Genomic DNA, 16,004 nt, shown 5'->3' with positions numbered 1-16,004 from the left:
AAGAAAAGGCCCGCCGGACGCGAATCCGGCGGGCCCCTATCGATCGGACGACGGGTGTTACGCCATCGCCTTTGTCAGGTTCTCGGCCACCTTGTCGAGGAAGCCTTCGGTGGTGAGCCAGCTCTGGTGGTCGCCGACCAGCAGGGCCAGGTCCTTGGTCATGGAGCCGCTTTCGACCGTGTCGACGACGACCTTTTCGAGCGTCTCGGCGAAGTCGATCAGGGCCTGATTGCCGTCCAGCTTGCCGCGGTGCTTGAAGCCGCGGGTCCAGGCGAAGATCGAGGCGATGGAGTTGGTGGAGGTGGCCTCGCCCTTCTGGTGCTGGCGGTAGTGGCGGGTGACGGTGCCGTGGGCGGCCTCGGCCTCCAGGGTCTTGCCGTCGGGGGTCATGAGGACGGACGTCATCAGGCCCAGCGAGCCGAAGCCCTGCGCCACCACGTCGGACTGGACGTCGCCGTCGTAGTTCTTGCAGGCCCAGACGAAGCCGCCGGACCATTTGATGGCCGCGGCCACCATGTCGTCGATCAGGCGGTGTTCATAGGTCAGGCCGCGGGCGTCGAACTCAGCCTTGAACTCCTCGTCGAAGACCTTCTGGAAGATGTCCTTGAAGCGGCCGTCATAGGCCTTGAGGATGGTGTTCTTGGTGGACAGGTAGACCGGGTAGTTGCGCGCCAGGCCGTAGGCCAGGCTGGCCCGGGCGAACTCGGTGATGGAGTCGTCCAGGTTGTACATGCCCATGGCCACGCCGGCCGAGGGGGCCTTGAACACCTCGTGCTCGATGACCGCGCCGTCGTCGCCGACGAACTTGATCGACAGGGTGCCCTTGCCAGGGAACAGGAAGTCGGTGGCCTTGTACTGGTCGCCGAAGGCGTGGCGGCCGACGATGATCGGCTGGGTCCAGCCGGGCACCAGACGGGGCACGTTGGAGCAGATGATGGGCTCGCGGAAGACCACGCCGCCGAGGATGTTGCGGATGGTGCCGTTGGGCGAGCGCCACATCTTCTTGAGGCCGAACTCCGCGACCCGCGCCTCGTCCGGGGTGATGGTGGCGCATTTGACGCCGACGCCGTGCTTCTTGATGGCCTCGGCGGCGTCGATGGTCACCTGATCGTCGGTGGCGTCCCGGTGCTCCATGCCCAGGTCGTAGTAGTCCAGCTCAAGATCCAGATGCGGAAAGACCAGCTTGTCCTTGATCATCTGCCAGATGATCCGGGTCATCTCGTCGCCGTCGATGTCCACGATGGGGTTGTCGACCTTGATCTTGGCCATGCTTCTTTGCCTTCCAGTTCGGGGAGAAAAGTGTCGGGCGGGGTATAGCGAGCGCGGCCGCCGGTGCAAAGCCCGGCCCGGGGGCGGGCCATTCGCCCGTTGCGCCGTGGCGGGGGCGCTGATAGCGCTGGGTGGTCTTCGTTCGGAGCATCCGGCCCATGCCGCGCCGTCCCCTTTCGCCCGCCCGGGCGCCCGTCGTCCGTCCGTCGCTGGAGGCGTTCCGCAAGGCGTCGCCGGGGGAGATCCTGACCGATCTGCTGACCTTCGACCGGCTGCTGACCGGGCCGGTGATCCATCTGATCTACTGGGCCGGGCTGGCGCTGATCGTGCTGGGCGGGTTCGTGGTGGTGGGCGGGGCCGTGGGTCTGGCCCTGAACGAGCCGGGCTGGCTGGCCTGGGTGCTGGCCATACCGACGGTGGTGGTCGGCCTGCTGGTGCTGTTCATCGTCGCCATGCTGTGGCGCTCGTTCTGCGAGCTGTATGTGGCCCTGTTCCAGATCGCGGCGGACCTGAAGGTCATGCGCGCCTATGTGGAGCAGGATCATGCACCGGCCCACCCCGCCGCGGACAGCCGGACTTCCGGCCCGCGCGTGGAGCCGTGAAGGCGGTCGACGTCCTGATCATCGGCGCAGGTCCGGCGGGGCTGACGGCGGCCACCTATCTGGCGCGGTTCCGGCGTTCGGTGCTGGTGGCGGACGGCGGCGAGCCGCGCGCGGCCTGGATCCCGCTCAGCCACAACATGCCGGGCTTTCCCGAGGGCATCGGCGGCGACGCCATCCTGACCCGCATGCGGCTTCAGGCCGAGGAATACGGGGCGCAGATCCGGCCGGTCTTCGTGGAGGCGCTGGCGCGCGAGGGCGACGGCTTCACCGCGCATATAGGAGATGACCGCATCACCGCCCGCGCCGTGCTGCTGGCCACCGGCGTTGTGGATCATCATCCGGACCTGCCGGGGGTGGAGGACGCCATCGCCCGCGCGCTGGTGCGCATCTGCCCCATCTGCGACGGCTATGAAGCCATCGACAAGTCCATCGCGGTGATCGGCGACAGCGACCTGGGGGCCCGGGAAGCCGCCTTTGTGCGCACCTATTCGGACCGGGTCTGCCTGATCCATGTGGGGCCGCCCGAGGCCCTGACCCGGCGCGACGACCTGAAGCGGCTGGGCGTGCCGGTGATGGAAACGACCATCGAGCAGGTGCATATCGAGGGCGACCGCCTGACGGCCCTGTCGTGGGGCGGCCGGCCGACAAGCTTCGACGCGGTCTATTCGGCCCTGGGCACCACGCCCCACTGCGGTCTGGCCGTGGATCTGGGCGCGGCCCTGGGCGAGGACGGCCGTCTGGTGGTCGATGATCACCAGCAGACCACCGTGCCGGGCCTCTATGCGGCGGGCGACGTGGTGCGCGGCCTCAATCAGCTGGCCGTGGCCTCGGCCGAGGCGGCGGTGGCCGCCACCGCCATCCACAACCGCTTCAGACGGGCGGAAGGGATGACGGCGGACTGAGCGGCTGCGGTCAGGCGCGCCGGGCGGCGATCCAGTCGTCCACCACACGCTCGAGCACGGTCAGCGGCACGCCCCCGGCGTTGAGGGCAGTGTCATGGAAGCTGCGGATGTCGAAGCGGTCGCCCAGCTGGGTCATGGCGCGGGTGCGCAGGTTCTCCCACACGGTCTGGCCCACCTTGTAGCTGGCGGCCTGCCCCGGCCAGACGCAGTAGCGCTCCACCTCGGTGGTGACCGTGCTTTCGGCGTCGCCCAGGGTCTCGACCATGTAGCGGATGGCCTGTTCGCGGCTCCAGCGCTCGGAGTGCAGGCCGGAATCCACCACAAGGCGGACGGCGCGGAACATGAACGACTGCAGATAGCCCAGCCGGCCCCAAGGGTCGTTGTCGTAGACGCCCATCTCGTCGGCCAGCTGTTCGGCGTACAGGCCCCAGCCCTCCGAATAGGCCGAGAAGCCCAGCAGCTTCATCAGCATGGGGGCGTCGTCGTTCTCCATCTGCAGGGCGATCTGGTGGTGATGGCCCGGCGACGCCTCGTGATAGGTCAGGGTCGGCAGGGTGAATTTCGGCCATTCGGCCGTGTCGCGCAGGTTGATGTAATAGGCGCCCGGGCGAGACCCATCCAGGGCCGGCGGCTGGTAATAGCCGCCCGGCGCGCCCGCCTCGGTGGTGACCGGCACGCGGCGCACCTCCACCGGCGAGACGGGGATGCGGCCGAAATATTCGGGCAGACGACCCTGCATGTCGGCCATCTGGGCGTTGAGCGAGGCCAGCAGCTCCTCGCGGCCCGCATCGGTGTTGGCGTAAAGCTGGGCCGGGTCGCGGGCCAGGGCCGAGATGCGCTCACCCACCGTGCCCTCGGTGCGGCCCTCGGCGCGCAGGATCTGGTCCGCGCGGGCGGTCAGTTCAGCCACCTGCTCCAGCCCCATGGCGTGGACCTCGGCGCCGGTCATCTCGGTGGTGGTGAAGTAGCGCAGGCCGAAGCGGTAATACTCCTCGCCGCGCGGCAGCCGCCACACCCCCGCATCATGGACGGCGTTCGCGCGCTGGCTGCGCAGGGCCTCGGCCTGACGCTCCACCGCGGGATAGATGCTGCCCTCGACGATGCGACGGGCGCGCTCGCCCCATTCGCCGGGCAGACCCGCTTCCGTCGCGCGCCGCTCGATCGAGGCGGTCATGACCGACTCGGCCGCCGGCGTGCCGGTCAGGTTGCCCAGCAGGCCCACGGTGCGCTCGATGACGAAGTCCGGCGGCACGGCGCCCGCCGCGAAATCGGCGTGCATGCGCTCGGTTTCCTGGTCCAGGGCTGTTGGGAAGGCTTCCAGGCGCGCGAGATAGGCCTCGGCGTCCTCGGCGGTCTCGATGCGGTGCTGGGCGTCCAGGAAGTCGGGGATGCTGTTGTAGGAACCGCCCAGCTGGTTGACCGTATAGGGCGACGGGAAGCCCTGGCCGTAAGGGAAGTCGTAGCTGGAGGCGACCGTGTCGCCGAAATATTTGACCGTGTCGAAATGGATCTGGCTGCGCGCGGGCAGGGCCGCGCGGTCGATGGCCTCGATCTCGGTCATGAAGCCCTGGAACACCACCTTGTCCGCCTCGATCTTGGCGGCGGAGCGGTCATCCAGGCGTGATTTCAGGGCGGCCATCGGGCCGGTGTCCAGACCCAGCATGGTCACCGTCTCGGGCGACGTCATGACCATCTGCTGGACAATGCGCTCCATCAGGCCGTCCAGAGCGGCCTCGGCGGTCTCCTGACGGGCGAAAGCCAGAACCTGGCCGGAGGCGGCCAGACCGGCCCCCGCGGCGGCGGTGAACAGAAGGCGGCGGCGGTCGATCATGGCGAAACTCCCCGTTTTCAGACTGAAAGGGGTATCACCCCTCTACAGGAGAGCAAGTCCGCTGCGCCTTACAACTCTTTCATCCTGGCGTGCGGTCAGGCCCGCATGACATCTTCCAGAACCGCCAGCGGCATGGAACCGTTCTCCAGTAGCCGGTCATGGAACGCGCGCAGGTCGAAGCCCGGCCGCGCCTCAGCTTCCTCCCGCAGGCGCGCGATCACCGTGTGGCCGACCTTGTAGGCGCAGGCCTGGCCCGGCATCACGCAGTAGCGATCGATCTCGCTCTGGGCGGCGTTGGGCGGCTTCACGCCCTGGGCGACCATGTAGTCGATAGCCTGCTGGCGGCTCCACCGCTTGTCGTGAAGGCCGGTGTCCACCACCAGGCGCGTGGCCCGGAACAGATAGGACAGAAGATAGCCGATGCGGCCCACCGGATCGTCCGCATAGACATCCAGATCGTCGCCCGCCACGCTTTCCGCATAGAGGGCCCAGCCCTCGTTGTAGGCCGAGAAGCCGCCCGCGCGGCGCCAGTCGGGCAGGTGCGCGGACTCGCGCTGCAGCGCCACCTGCAGGTGATGGCCCGGCGACGCCTCGTGATAGGTCAGGGTGGGCAGGGCGAACTTTGGCCAGTTCGCCGTGTCGCGCAGGTTGATGTAGTAGGCGCCGGGCCGCGATCCATCCAGCGGCGGGCCCTGGTAATAGCCGCCCGGCGCCCCGGTCTGGATCTCCACCGGCACGCGCCGGATCTCCACCGATGAGCGCGGCAGGCGCCCGAACATGGCGGGCAGCAGGGGCTCCAGCGCCTCAACCTGGGCATTCAGGGAGGCCAGCAGTTCGGCCCGGCCCTCGTCGGTGTTGGGATAGAGGTATTGCGGGTCGTTGTTCAGGGCCGTCACCCGCTCGCCCACCGTGCCCTGGGTCATGCCCAGCGGCCGCATGATGGCGTCGATCTCGGCGGAGATTTCGGCCACCTGCTCCAGGCCCATCTGGTGGATTTCGTCGGCGCCGAGCGTGGTTGTGGTGTTGGCGCGCAGGCCCTGGGCATAGAAAGCTTCGCCGTCCGGCAGACGCCATACGCCCACGTCCTCGCCAGCCGTCCCGCGCTGGGCCTCCAGCACCGCCACCTGCCGCTCCAGAGCGGGCTTGATCCGCTGATCCACGAGGGCGGCGGCGCGGGCGTCGTAGCCGGCGAGGCCCAGGGCCTCGGTCTTGCGGGCCAGGGCGGCGACCAGGGTGGTCCGGTCCGTGGGCGTGTCGCGCAGGGCCGAAACCTGGCTGATGGTCTTGTCCAGGATCACGCTCGTCAGGGCCACGCCCTGGGCCGCGTCGGATTCGATCCGTGTGGTCTCATGGCCCAGGGTGTCGGCGAAGGCCTCCAGCCGCGAGAGATAGGCTTCAGCGCCCGTCGCGTCCTCGATGTGGTGCTGGTTGGCCAGGAAGTCGGGCGTGTTGAAGTAGGAGCCCGCCAACTGGTTGATCACATAGGGGCCCGGGCGCCCGATGCCGGAGCCGTAGGTGAAGCGCGTCCCCAGGGCTGTGGTCTCGGCGCTGAAGGCGGCCACGGCATGATTGATGCGCCCAGCCTCGCTGAGCCCTGTCGTGTCGAGGGCCTGAAGCTCTTCCCACTCCCGTCTGGCGCGGACACGGTTCGCCTCAACGGCTTCAGGGCTGGCGTCGGTGAGGCGTGACGCGAGATGCGCCTTGTCGCCCCGGTCAAGACCCAGACTGGTGGCGCGTTCAGGCGACCGCTCCAGACTTTCCTCGAAGCGTTGCGCCATCAGGGCGTCGAGGCGGGCGTCGGCGTCCCGCGACGCCCGAGCCAGGGCCGGAGCGGCGCAAAGGGCTCCGCCGGCGGCGGCGGTCAGCAGAAGGCGGCGACGGTCGATCATGGCAGGGCTCCTGTGGACTGACGTGAAGGCGTAGACAGTCCGGCAGCCGGAGGCAAACCTGGCCCGGCTTCAGCGCCGGGCCTTCCACGTCGCGCGGTCCTGGCCCCAGATGTCGACGGGGTGGTCCTCGTAAGGCGCGGGCATCCGGCCCGCTCCGCGATTGGTCGAGCCCAGCCGTTCGGCCACCTTCTGCGAGGGGCGGTTGTCTGGATCGATGCAGTGGATGACGTCGTCCCAACCCAGCACGTCGAAAGCATAGTCGATGGCCGCCGACGCGCCCTCCACTGCATAGCCCTTGCCCCAGGCGTCCCGGTGCAGGCCCCAGCCCACCTCCGTCCCTGGCCAGTCCAGCGGCGTCCATGGGCCCAGGCGACCGACCCACAGACCGCTGGACTTCTCGACCACCGAGAACATGGACACACCGGTGAGATGCCACGCGCCCGCCATGCTCATGAATCCGCGCCACGCGGCTGCGGGCTTCTGGCCGCCGCCCAGGAACCTTGCGCTCTCCTCGTCAGCCATGAACTCCGCCCAGCGGGGGAAGTCCGCCATTTCGACAGGCCGCAGGATCAGCCGCTCGGTCTCGATCCTCACATCGGTCAAAACAAATACTCCCGCTCAAGGGTGTAGTGGGATCCCGCGCCGGTCAGGACGCTGGCGTAGAGCCCGAACCGGTCAACCCGGAACGGCGGGGATTTCAGCAGGTTGTGGCCGGTCATCCAGGCGCCCACCCGGTCGTCCTGGGCTCCCCTCAAATAGGCGAGGGTGACGTGCGGCCGATAGTCACGGGATTCCAGGGCCACGCCCGCCCTCAGCGCCGCCGCCCGGCACCGGCCCGCCAGGATGTCCAGGGGCTCCGAGGCTGCAACTCCGGCCCAGAGGGCGCGGCTCCGGTGGTCCTCACCGAAGGCTCCGACGCCTTCAAGCGTCAGCTCGAACGGATCAACGCGCGCCCTTGTCAGTTCGGCCGTCAGGTCATCGGCGCATGGTCCAGTGACATCGCCATAGAACGCCAGGGTGATGTGCAGCGCCTCGGCGGGCCGCCAGCGCGCCCCGGGCAGGCCCCGCTGGCGGCGCGAAAGCCCTTCAGCGATGTCGAAAGGAATCGGAACAGCGGTGAACAGTCGGACCATGTTGCATCCCTAACGCGGCGCCGCGCACCGCGACAGACCGGTTTTGCTTGCAAGGGCGGGCGCGGATTCCGATATTCGGGGAGAGGTCCGGGTCCTGACCCGGCCATTTGGAGATAGAGAGACGCGATGAACGACTTCAACCGAGGTTATCCGGCCCAGGCTCCGGCCCGCGCGGACATGGCGGTGGACGCCGGCCTGCGCGCCTTCATGCTGGGCGTCTACAACAAGCTGGCCCTGGGCCTGATTGTGGCCGGCGCCCTGGCCTACGTGACCGGCAATGTGCCGGCTGTGGGCCAGTATCTGTTCGCCGAAACCGCCCAGGGCGGCGTCGGCTACACCCCGCTGGGCATGATCGTGGCCTTCGCGCCCCTGGCCATGCTGTTCGGCTCCATGTTCTTCATGAAGAACCCGACGGCGGGTGGAGTGAACCTGCTCTACTGGGCCGTGGTCGCCACCATCGGCGCCGGGCTGGGCGTCGTGTTCCTGGTCTATACGGGCACGTCCATCGCTTCGACCTTCTTCGTGACGGCCGCCGCCTTTGGCGCGCTCAGCCTGTGGGGCTACACCACCAAGAAGGACATGTCCGGCTGGGGCACCTTCCTGGTCATGGGCGTGATCGGCCTAGTGATCGCCATGGTCGTCAACATGTTCCTGCAGAACCCGATGATGTACTTCGTCATCAACGCCCTGGGCGTGCTGATCTTCTCCGGCCTGATCGCCTTTGATACGCAGCGGTTGAAGATGACCTATTACGCGCTGGGCGGCGACAAGGCCGCCATGGGCGTTGCGACCGGTTTCGGCGCCCTGGCCCTGTTCATCAATTTCGTGAACCTGTTCCAGTTCCTGCTGGCCTTCATGGGCGGCCGGGAATAGCCACCACTCTTCGCCCGACGGCCCCTTGGCGCCGTCGGGCGGATCTTCCCCCTCCGCATCGTCTGATCAGGGTCGGCCCTCGGCGATTGACGCGCGACCCGGCGCCGCGGACAAGGGATCCATGAAATCGCCCCTCTCCCTCACCGGCTCGGCCGTGTCCAGAAACGCCCTGGTCATTCTGGCCGTGGTGGCGGCGGGGGCGGCCATCTACTGGCTAAGGGACATACTGACGCCCCTGGCCATGGCGATCTTCCTGCTGATCATGATCGACGGGGTGCGCCGGGTCATCGAAAACCGCACGGGCTTGGCTAATGGGCTATCCATGGCCGCTGCCGTGACCCTTGTACTGCTGGCCTTCATCGCTTCCATCTGGATCATCGTCGACGGGGCGGCGGGCTTCATCGCCCAGGCCACGACGGTTGTGGAGCGGCTGGACGCCATTATCGCCGACATCGCGGGACTGATCGGCGTCGAGGTCGCCCCCACAGCACGGGAACTGATTGGCGAGATAGACCTGCGCGGGCTCCTCGCCGAGGTTGCCGTGGATGTGCAGAATATCGCCACTGGCGCCTTCTTTGTTCTGGTCTATCTCGGCTTCCTTCTCGCGTCCCAGGTGGGCTTCAGAAAGAAGATCGTGAACATGTTTCCCCGCCGCCATGATCGGCAGGAGGCCATGGCGGTGTTCGAGCGGGTGCGGGGCGGAGTCGAGGGCTACCTGTGGGTCCAGACCGTGACCGGCGCCATGATCTGCGCGGTGGCCTATGTGCTGATGCGGGCGGTGGGGCTGGAGAATGCCGGCTTCTGGACCTTCGTCATTTTCATCGTGGGCTATATTCCGATCCTGGGCGGCGCCATCGCCGGACTGGCTCCGCCGCTGTTCGCCCTGGTGCAGTTCGAGACCTACTGGCAGGCGGTGGTGCTGCTGACGGGGCTGCAGGCGCTGCTGTTCATCATGGGCAATGTGATTCAGCCGCGCATGCAGGGGGATAATCAGAACATCGATCCGGTGGTGGTTCTGCTGTCGCTGGCCTTCTGGGGCCAGATCTGGGGCGTGGTGGGGATGTTCCTGTCCACGCCGCTGGCTGTGGCGGCCATGGCCATTCTGGCGGAGTTCAAGGGCTCGCGCTGGATCGCGATCCTGCTGTCCGGCGACGGCGAGCCCTATGCCGAGGACCCGCGGGAGCCTGTCCCGAAGCCCGCCAGGCGATCGCTTCTGGACAGACTGCGGCGGAAAGACGCGGGCGCCGGCACGGCCACTTGATCGCCGCTTTCGCCCGCCTATCTGGCTATCAGCAGCCCGGCCTTCTCCCTCCCCCTCCCGATGGCCGGGTCAGCGGCCGATCCTCTCCCCCTCCCTGGATCGGCCTAGAGACCGCCGGGCGCCTCGCGCCCGGCGGTTCTCAATTGGGCCATCATTGAAATAGCAGGACTTTTTCTGCATCCAACACGCCCGGAGCGCGTATTAGGCTGCCTGGGAGGGGCGCCCACGGTCGGCGATCGCCTTCGCGCGAAGGCCGATCCGCAACGAAGGATCAGTCTCTCATGAAAACCCTGATGATGATCGGCGCCTCCGCCGCCGCACTCACCCTGTCCGCCGGGCTCACTCACGCCCAGAACGCGCCCCGGGACTGGAGCGGCCCCTATGTGGGCGGCTCGTTCGACTATTCGGTCAATGACCATGATCAGAACGAAACCCTGACGTTCGACACCGACCTGGACGGTGAATACGGCGACCGGGTGCCCACGGCCACGGGAGGCAACGCCTTCGCCCCGGGCTACTGCGTCAACGCCGGCAACGGCCCCACGCCGGCTGACGGCTGCAGCAGGGACCACGACGGCGCCGGTTTCGGCGTTCGGGGCGGTTATGACTGGCAGTTCGGCAACTGGGTCGTGGGCGTGGTGGGCGAAGCCAGCCGCGTCGACGTGGAGGACAGCGTCACAGGCTTCAGCACGACACCCACGCTGTACACCCTGACCCGCACTCTCGACTGGACGGCCGCCGCACGCCTGAGGGCCGGCTACGCCATGGGCGACACGCTACCCTATGTGACCGGCGGCGCTGCCTATGGCCGGATCACGAACAGCTTCTTCACCGGCAACGGCGCCAACAGCTTCACCGTGCAGGAAGACGATGAGGACGCCAAGGGCTGGCAACTGGGCGGGGGCGTGGAGCACCGGGTGACGGACAACCTCAGCGTCGGCGCGGAATACCTCTACACGTCGCTGGACGCGGGCGATCATGTGATCCGCGCCGGCGGGCCCGCCCCGGAGGGCAATCCGTTCCTGATCACCAATCCGGGCGGGACGGACATGACCCGCACCAGCGACGAATTCAACACGCACACCTTCCGCCTGACGGCGGCCTACCGGTTCTAGAGCGAAAGACCCGTAACGGGCCGGGCGTCGTGCGACGTCCGGCCCTTCTCTTTGCCCCTTTCGCGGAACACGCGGCTGAACTAGCTAGGGCGAAATGGTTGATCGGGCGCACAACCCGGCTAGGGTCAGCCTAAAGATCAGAACTAAAGCGGCTCACGGCCGCGGCTCGGACGGAAACATCATGCGCGGCGAAAACCGGACCCCGGCGAAGGAATCCAGCGCGGGCGCCGACAATGCCCCTGACCTGGAGGCGCTGGGCAAGCGCTTCCTCAAAGCCCTGGGCCAGAAGGGCAAGCCCGACGCCCTGCAGACGGAGTTTCTGCGTCAGGCCCAGGAAGACTACGCCGCCGACGAGACCCCCGAGGTGGGGCCTGATGATCTGGCCTGTGTCCTGGCCGCGTTCTGGCTTCTGGGCGACAAGCGCAAGACCGGCGATGACCCGCTGATCGACATTGCGGCGATCTCGGATTGTGAGGGGCGGGCGCTGGGCTACGACGCCATCCAGGTGATCCAGGACGACGCCCCGTTCCTGGTGGACAGCGTCATGGGCGACCTGGCCGCCGCCGGCGTCTCCGTGCGGGCCATGTTCCACCCCCTGCTCAGGGTCGGGCGTGACGCGGCGGGCGCGCGTGTCGAGGCGGAGTCGCGCGAATCCATGATCCTGGTCATCGTCGACACCTTGCCGCCGGAGCGGCGCAAGGCGGTGACCACAGGTCTGACCGCGACCCTGGCGGACGTACGCTCAGCCGTCACGGACCATGGTCGCATGACCGCGCTGATGCAGCGTTGTGTCGACGACCTGATCAGCCAGGGGCCACCCATCGATCCGGAGGCCCTTGAAGAGAATCTGGCGTTTCTGAAGTGGCTGAACGACGATCATTTCGTTTTTCTGGGCGCGCGCGAGTACGAATTTCCCCGCACGAAGGACGGAGCCTATGAGGCCGAGGCGCCCCTGTCGCAGTCGGGGGACGGACTGGGCGTTTTGCGCGACCCGGAACGCCGGGTATTGCGCAGGGCCAGCGAACCGGCGGTCCTGACACGGCAGATGAAGCGTCAGCTGAACCTCGGCGAACCCGTCAGCGTGGCCAAGGCCAATCTGCGCAGTCGGGTCCATCGCCGGGGTTATATGGATTATGTGGGGGTCAAGCGTTACGGCGCTGACGGCAAGGCGGCGGGCGAGACCCGGTTTGTGGGCCTGTTCACCGCCGAGGCCTATGACCGTGCGGCCTCCGAAGTTCCGCTGATCCGGCGCAAGGTGAGGAATGCGCTGGAGCGGGCAGGCAAGGCGCCCGGCAGCCACAACCACAAGCGCCTTCGCAACATCCTCGAGAACTACCCCCGCGATGAACTCTTCCAGATGACGGAAGATGAGTTGCTGGAGATCGCCGGCGGGGTTCTGCACCTGCTGGATCGGCCCCGGGTCAAGATTTTCACCCGCAAGGACCCGTTCGACCGGTTTATCTCGGTGCTGGCGTATGTGCCACGGGAACGGTTCGACGCCAGCGTCCGGGAGCGCATCGGCCGCCTTCTGGCGGCCGCCTGGGGCGGTCGCCTGTCAGCCTGGTATCCGCAGCTGACCGACGCCCCCCTGGTGCGCATCCACTACATCATCGGGGTGGAGCCTGGAGAACATCTGGATCCGGACCTGGATGAACTCGAGGCCATGGTCATGGAGACCAGCCGCACCTGGGCGGATCGTTTTGAGCATGCGGCGCGCCGCGCGGGTGTGGCCGAGGCCCAGATCGGCGCCCTGATCTCCAAATGGTCCGAGGCTTTCGGGGCGGGATACCGTGACCGCTATGACGCGGTGGAAGCGGTCACGGATCTGTTCGAGTTCGACGTCCTCGGAGAGGAGGCTGGCGGCTCGTCCGTGGCGGTGCGCGCCTTCCGGCTGCCTGAAGACTCCAGCCTTCAGTTCCGGTTCAAGCTGTATCGCCGCGGCGACCCGGCCCCCCTGTCCGATGTCCTGCCGATCCTGGCGGACATGGGGCTGAAGACCATCGAGGAGTATGGCCACTCGCTGAAGCCCGCCGGCGGCATAGCGGTGCATGTGCACGAATTCCTGATGGAGGACCCGAGGGGCGAGGGCCTCAGTTTTGGCGACATCAAGAAACCGTTCGAGGAGGCCTTCGCCGCAGTCTGGACCGGCCGCACCGAAAGCGACGGCTTCAACCGGCTGGTGATCGAACTGGGCGTGGACTGGCGCCAGGCGGCCCTGATCCGGACCCTGGCGCGCTATCGCCAGCAGACCGGCATGGACCCCAGCCAGGCCGTGCAGGAAGAAGCCCTGCGCGAACATCGCGTGGTGGCCCGCGCCCTCCTGGATCTGTTCCATGCCAGGTTCGACCCGTCCTACGAGCATGCCCAGGGGCGTGAAAAGGCCGTCAAGGCGCTGGTCGCCGATATCGACAGGGCCCTGCAGGACGTGGCCAGCCTGGATCATGATCGGGCCCTGCGCCGGTTGTCGCTGCTGATCCAGGCCGTCAAGCGTACGAACTTCTATCAGATCGCCGAGGACGGCGGTCCCAAGTCCTACATTTCCATCAAGATCGCCTCGCGCGAACTTGCCGACCTGCCGGCGCCCAAGCCCCATCGAGAAATCTTCGTCTGGGCGCCCCATGTAGAGGGCGCGCATCTGCGCTTCGGGCCCGTGGCGCGAGGGGGCTTGCGCTGGTCGGACCGGCGGGATGATTTCCGCACCGAGGTGCTGGGTCTGGTCAAGGCGCAGCAGGTCAAGAACGCCGTGATCGTGCCGGTCGGCTCCAAGGGCGGATTCTATCCCAAGTGCCTGCCGCGCGGCGGGAGTCGGGATGTGGTGCAGGCCGAAGCGATCAGGGCCTACAAGACCTTCCTGTGCGGATTGCTGGACCTGACGGACAACATTGTGGCCTCCGGCGAGGTGGTGCGTCCTCCCTCGGTGGTCGCGTGGGAAGACGACGACCCCTATCTGGTGGTGGCGGCAGACAAGGGCACCGCCACCTTCTCGGACATCGCCAACGGTGTTTCGGCGGATTACGGTTTCTGGCTGGGGGACGCCTTCGCGTCGGGCGGCTCGGCCGGCTACGACCACAAGGAAATGGGCATTACCGCCCGCGGCGCCTGGGAGGCCGTCAAGCGCCACTTCCGCGAGATGGGCAAGGATATACAGTCCGAACCCTTCACGGTGGTGGGCGTGGGCGACATGTCCGGCGACGTGTTCGGCAACGGCATGCTGCTGTCGAAGCAGATTCGTCTGGTCGCGGCGTTCGATCACCGGGACATCTTCATCGATCCCGATCCTGATCCCGCGACCTCCTTCAAGGAGCGCAAGCGCCTGTTCGAGCTGCCGCGTTCCTCCTGGCAGGACTACGACGCGTCGAAGATATCCAGGGGCGGGGGCGTGTTTCCGCGTTCGGCCAAGTCCATCAGGCTGACGCCCGAAATCCGGGCGGCGCTGGAGATCGATGCGGAGGAAGTTGATCCCTTCACCCTGATGAAAGCGATCATCACCGCCCCGGCGGAGCTGCTCTACTTCGGCGGCATCGGCACCTATGTGAAGGCGGCGCACGAAACCGACCTGCAGGTGGGCGACAAGGCCAATGACGCCATTCGCGTCAACGGCGTTGATCTGAGAGCCAGGGTCGTGGGCGAGGGCGCCAATCTGGGTCTGACCCAGGAGGGCCGGATAGGCTTCGCGCGCAACGGCGGACGGATCAACACGGACGCCATCGACAACTCGGCCGGCGTGGATTCCTCCGATCATGAGGTCAACATCAAGATTCTGACCGGTTCGGCCATCGCGGCGGGCAAGCTGAAGGAGAAGGCCCGCAACGCCCTTCTGGCCTCGATGACCGAGGACGTGGCCCGCAAGGTGCTGGTCCACAATTACGATCAGACCCTCGCCATCAGTCTGCAGGAGCGCAATGCGGTGGCGGAGCTGGAGGCCCAGACACGCTTCATGCACCGTCTGGAGACACAGGGGAAACTGGATCGCGTTGTGGAGGGCTTGCCGGGCGATGCGCGGCTGTCCGAGATGCGCGCCGCCGAGGCGGGCCTGACAAGACCCGAACTGGCGGTCCTGACCGCCTATTCCAAGCTGGAGCTAGCCGAAGACATCGTGGCGTCGAAAGCGCCTGAGGATCCCTTCTTCGAAGGGGTTCTGGAGGGCTATTTCCCCGAAGCGCTGGGCAAGTTCGACAAGGCCATGAACAGCCACCGGCTACGTCGCGAGATCGTGGCGACGGTATTGTGCAACGACATCGTGAACATGTGCGGCCCCACATTCCCGGAGCGCCTTCGCATCAGCGCGGAATGCGACACCACCGCCCTGACCATCGGGTTCGAGGCCGCCCGGCGCATCTTCCGCCTGGACGAGGCCTGGGCCGCGGTTTCTGCCCTTGACGGCAAGATCCAGGCCGAGGCGCAGTTGCGATTGTATGAAGAAATCGCCGTCGTTCTGCGTCGCCAGACCTTCTGGCTGGCGCGCCGTGTAGCGCGTCAGAACATGGGCGGCGTGGGCGATCTGATAAAGGCCTATCGCAAGGCGGCGGATGAACTGCGTGAGGCTGGCGCGTCTGTCCTGTCCCGGTTCGAGCAGGCGCGGCTCAAGTCGCGCAAGGAAAGCTTTGTCGAGGCGGGCGCGCCGCGCGAACTGGCCGCCATCATCGCCCTGATGCGTCCCATGGTGGCGGCCAGCGACATCGCTGATCTGTCTCGTGAGGCGAAATGGTCGCCGCCCGCCATGGCGAGGCTTTACCATCAGGTCGGCGCGGCATTCGATCTGGACCGCCTGCGCGCGGCCGCCGGTTCCCTGGCCTCCGCCGACCATTATGAGCGGCTGGCTGTGCGCCGCATGGTCGAGGACTTCATGGCGGAGCAGGTTGTCATCACCCGCGCCGTGGCCCGGGGCTGCAAGGAGGCCGTGGGGGAGAGCGAGAAGACCGCCGAAGCCGCCGTCGATGGCTGGGTGGGCGATCGACAGGGCATCGCCGAGGGCGTGCGACGGGCGGTGGACGAGATCGAACAGTCCGGCCACGGCTGGAGCTTCGCCAAGCTGACCATCGCCAATGTTGCGGTGCGCGACTTCGCCGCCGCGGCCGCGCAGTCCATGGCTGCGACCAAACGGTTCGGCTGAAACCAGACGGGGGGCT

11 protein-coding genes are annotated in these 16,004 nt (G+C 67.2%); 6 read left to right on the top strand and 5 right to left on the bottom strand.

The window, feature by feature from the left end; genetic code table 11:
- Positions 1 to 57 precede the first annotated feature (57 nt).
- Positions 58 to 1,269, bottom strand: coding sequence for an NADP-dependent isocitrate dehydrogenase (locus ACK4FB_RS06580; RefSeq protein WP_409749450.1), 1,212 nt, complete (start codon positions 1,267 to 1,269; stop codon positions 58 to 60).
- A 158-nt stretch (positions 1,270 to 1,427) separates the two neighbouring features.
- On the opposite strand from ACK4FB_RS06580, the gene ACK4FB_RS06575 reads away from it, so the two are divergent.
- Positions 1,428 to 1,871 carry a DUF4282 domain-containing protein gene (locus ACK4FB_RS06575; RefSeq protein ID WP_409749447.1) on the top strand — a complete coding sequence of 148 codons (444 nt, stop codon included), beginning with the start codon at positions 1,428 to 1,430 and terminating at the stop codon, positions 1,869 to 1,871.
- Positions 1,868 to 2,773, top strand: coding sequence for an NAD(P)/FAD-dependent oxidoreductase (locus tag ACK4FB_RS06570; protein WP_409749444.1), 906 nt, complete (start codon positions 1,868 to 1,870; stop codon positions 2,771 to 2,773). The genes ACK4FB_RS06575 and ACK4FB_RS06570 overlap by 4 nt, the downstream gene beginning before the upstream one ends.
- 10 nt (positions 2,774 to 2,783) lie before the next feature.
- Here ACK4FB_RS06570 and ACK4FB_RS06565 read toward each other — a convergent pair whose 3' ends face one another.
- From ACK4FB_RS06565 to thpR, 4 genes are all read right to left on the bottom strand, one after another.
- Positions 2,784 to 4,604, bottom strand: coding sequence for a DUF885 domain-containing protein (locus ACK4FB_RS06565; protein ID WP_409749441.1), 1,821 nt, complete (start codon positions 4,602 to 4,604; stop codon positions 2,784 to 2,786).
- A 95-nt stretch (positions 4,605 to 4,699) separates the two neighbouring features.
- On the bottom strand, positions 4,700 to 6,493 hold the full coding sequence (locus ACK4FB_RS06560; protein WP_409749438.1) for a DUF885 domain-containing protein: 1,794 nt from the start codon (positions 6,491 to 6,493) through the stop codon (positions 4,700 to 4,702).
- A 69-nt stretch (positions 6,494 to 6,562) separates the two neighbouring features.
- Positions 6,563 to 7,096, bottom strand: coding sequence for a GNAT family N-acetyltransferase (locus tag ACK4FB_RS06555; protein ID WP_409749435.1), 534 nt, complete (start codon positions 7,094 to 7,096; stop codon positions 6,563 to 6,565).
- The gene (thpR, locus tag ACK4FB_RS06550) at positions 7,093 to 7,626 is read right to left on the bottom strand and encodes an RNA 2',3'-cyclic phosphodiesterase (protein ID WP_409749433.1); all 534 of its coding nucleotides are present in this window, start codon (positions 7,624 to 7,626) and stop codon (positions 7,093 to 7,095) included. Before thpR ends, ACK4FB_RS06555 begins: the two co-directional genes overlap by 4 nt.
- A gap of 126 nt (positions 7,627 to 7,752) precedes the next feature.
- Here thpR and ACK4FB_RS06545 point away from each other — a divergent pair, with 126 nt between their 5' ends.
- The 4 genes from ACK4FB_RS06545 to ACK4FB_RS06530 all read left to right on the top strand — a co-directional run bounded on the left by ACK4FB_RS06545 (position 7,753) and on the right by ACK4FB_RS06530 (position 15,988).
- Positions 7,753 to 8,499 carry a Bax inhibitor-1/YccA family protein gene (locus ACK4FB_RS06545; RefSeq protein WP_409749430.1) on the top strand — a complete coding sequence of 249 codons (747 nt, stop codon included), beginning with the start codon at positions 7,753 to 7,755 and terminating at the stop codon, positions 8,497 to 8,499.
- A 121-nt stretch (positions 8,500 to 8,620) separates the two neighbouring features.
- On the top strand, positions 8,621 to 9,760 hold the full coding sequence (locus tag ACK4FB_RS06540; protein WP_409749427.1) for an AI-2E family transporter: 1,140 nt from the start codon (positions 8,621 to 8,623) through the stop codon (positions 9,758 to 9,760).
- A gap of 281 nt (positions 9,761 to 10,041) precedes the next feature.
- Positions 10,042 to 10,875: an outer membrane protein gene (locus tag ACK4FB_RS06535; protein ID WP_409749424.1), complete on the top strand. Its 834-nt coding sequence runs from the start codon at positions 10,042 to 10,044 to the stop codon at positions 10,873 to 10,875.
- Positions 10,876 to 11,056: 181 nt separating this feature from the next.
- Positions 11,057 to 15,988 carry an NAD-glutamate dehydrogenase gene (locus tag ACK4FB_RS06530; RefSeq protein WP_409749421.1) on the top strand — a complete coding sequence of 1,644 codons (4,932 nt, stop codon included), beginning with the start codon at positions 11,057 to 11,059 and terminating at the stop codon, positions 15,986 to 15,988.
- The last annotated feature ends 16 nt before the right edge of the window (positions 15,989 to 16,004 follow it).

This window comes from Brevundimonas sp., from assembly GCF_046299535.1.
Taxonomy (GTDB): Bacteria; Pseudomonadota; Alphaproteobacteria; order Caulobacterales; family Caulobacteraceae; genus Brevundimonas.
The sequence above is the reverse complement of the archived record's forward strand: the minus strand, read 5'-3'. Positions and strand labels throughout refer to the sequence as shown.

Coding starts and splice junctions, on each gene's coding strand:
- ACK4FB_RS06580 (WP_409749450.1), bottom strand. CDS start 1,269: ATGGCCAAGATCAAGGTCGACAACCCCATCGTGGACATCGACGGCGAC.
- ACK4FB_RS06575 (WP_409749447.1), top strand. CDS start 1,428: ATGCCGCGCCGTCCCCTTTCGCCCGCCCGGGCGCCCGTCGTCCGTCCG.
- ACK4FB_RS06565 (WP_409749441.1), bottom strand. CDS start 4,604: ATGATCGACCGCCGCCGCCTTCTGTTCACCGCCGCCGCGGGGGCCGGT.
- ACK4FB_RS06560 (WP_409749438.1), bottom strand. CDS start 6,493: ATGATCGACCGTCGCCGCCTTCTGCTGACCGCCGCCGCCGGCGGAGCC.
- thpR (WP_409749433.1), bottom strand. CDS start 7,626: ATGGTCCGACTGTTCACCGCTGTTCCGATTCCTTTCGACATCGCTGAA.
- ACK4FB_RS06545 (WP_409749430.1), top strand. CDS start 7,753: ATGAACGACTTCAACCGAGGTTATCCGGCCCAGGCTCCGGCCCGCGCG.
- ACK4FB_RS06540 (WP_409749427.1), top strand. CDS start 8,621: ATGAAATCGCCCCTCTCCCTCACCGGCTCGGCCGTGTCCAGAAACGCC.
- ACK4FB_RS06535 (WP_409749424.1), top strand. CDS start 10,042: ATGAAAACCCTGATGATGATCGGCGCCTCCGCCGCCGCACTCACCCTG.
- ACK4FB_RS06530 (WP_409749421.1), top strand. CDS start 11,057: ATGCGCGGCGAAAACCGGACCCCGGCGAAGGAATCCAGCGCGGGCGCC.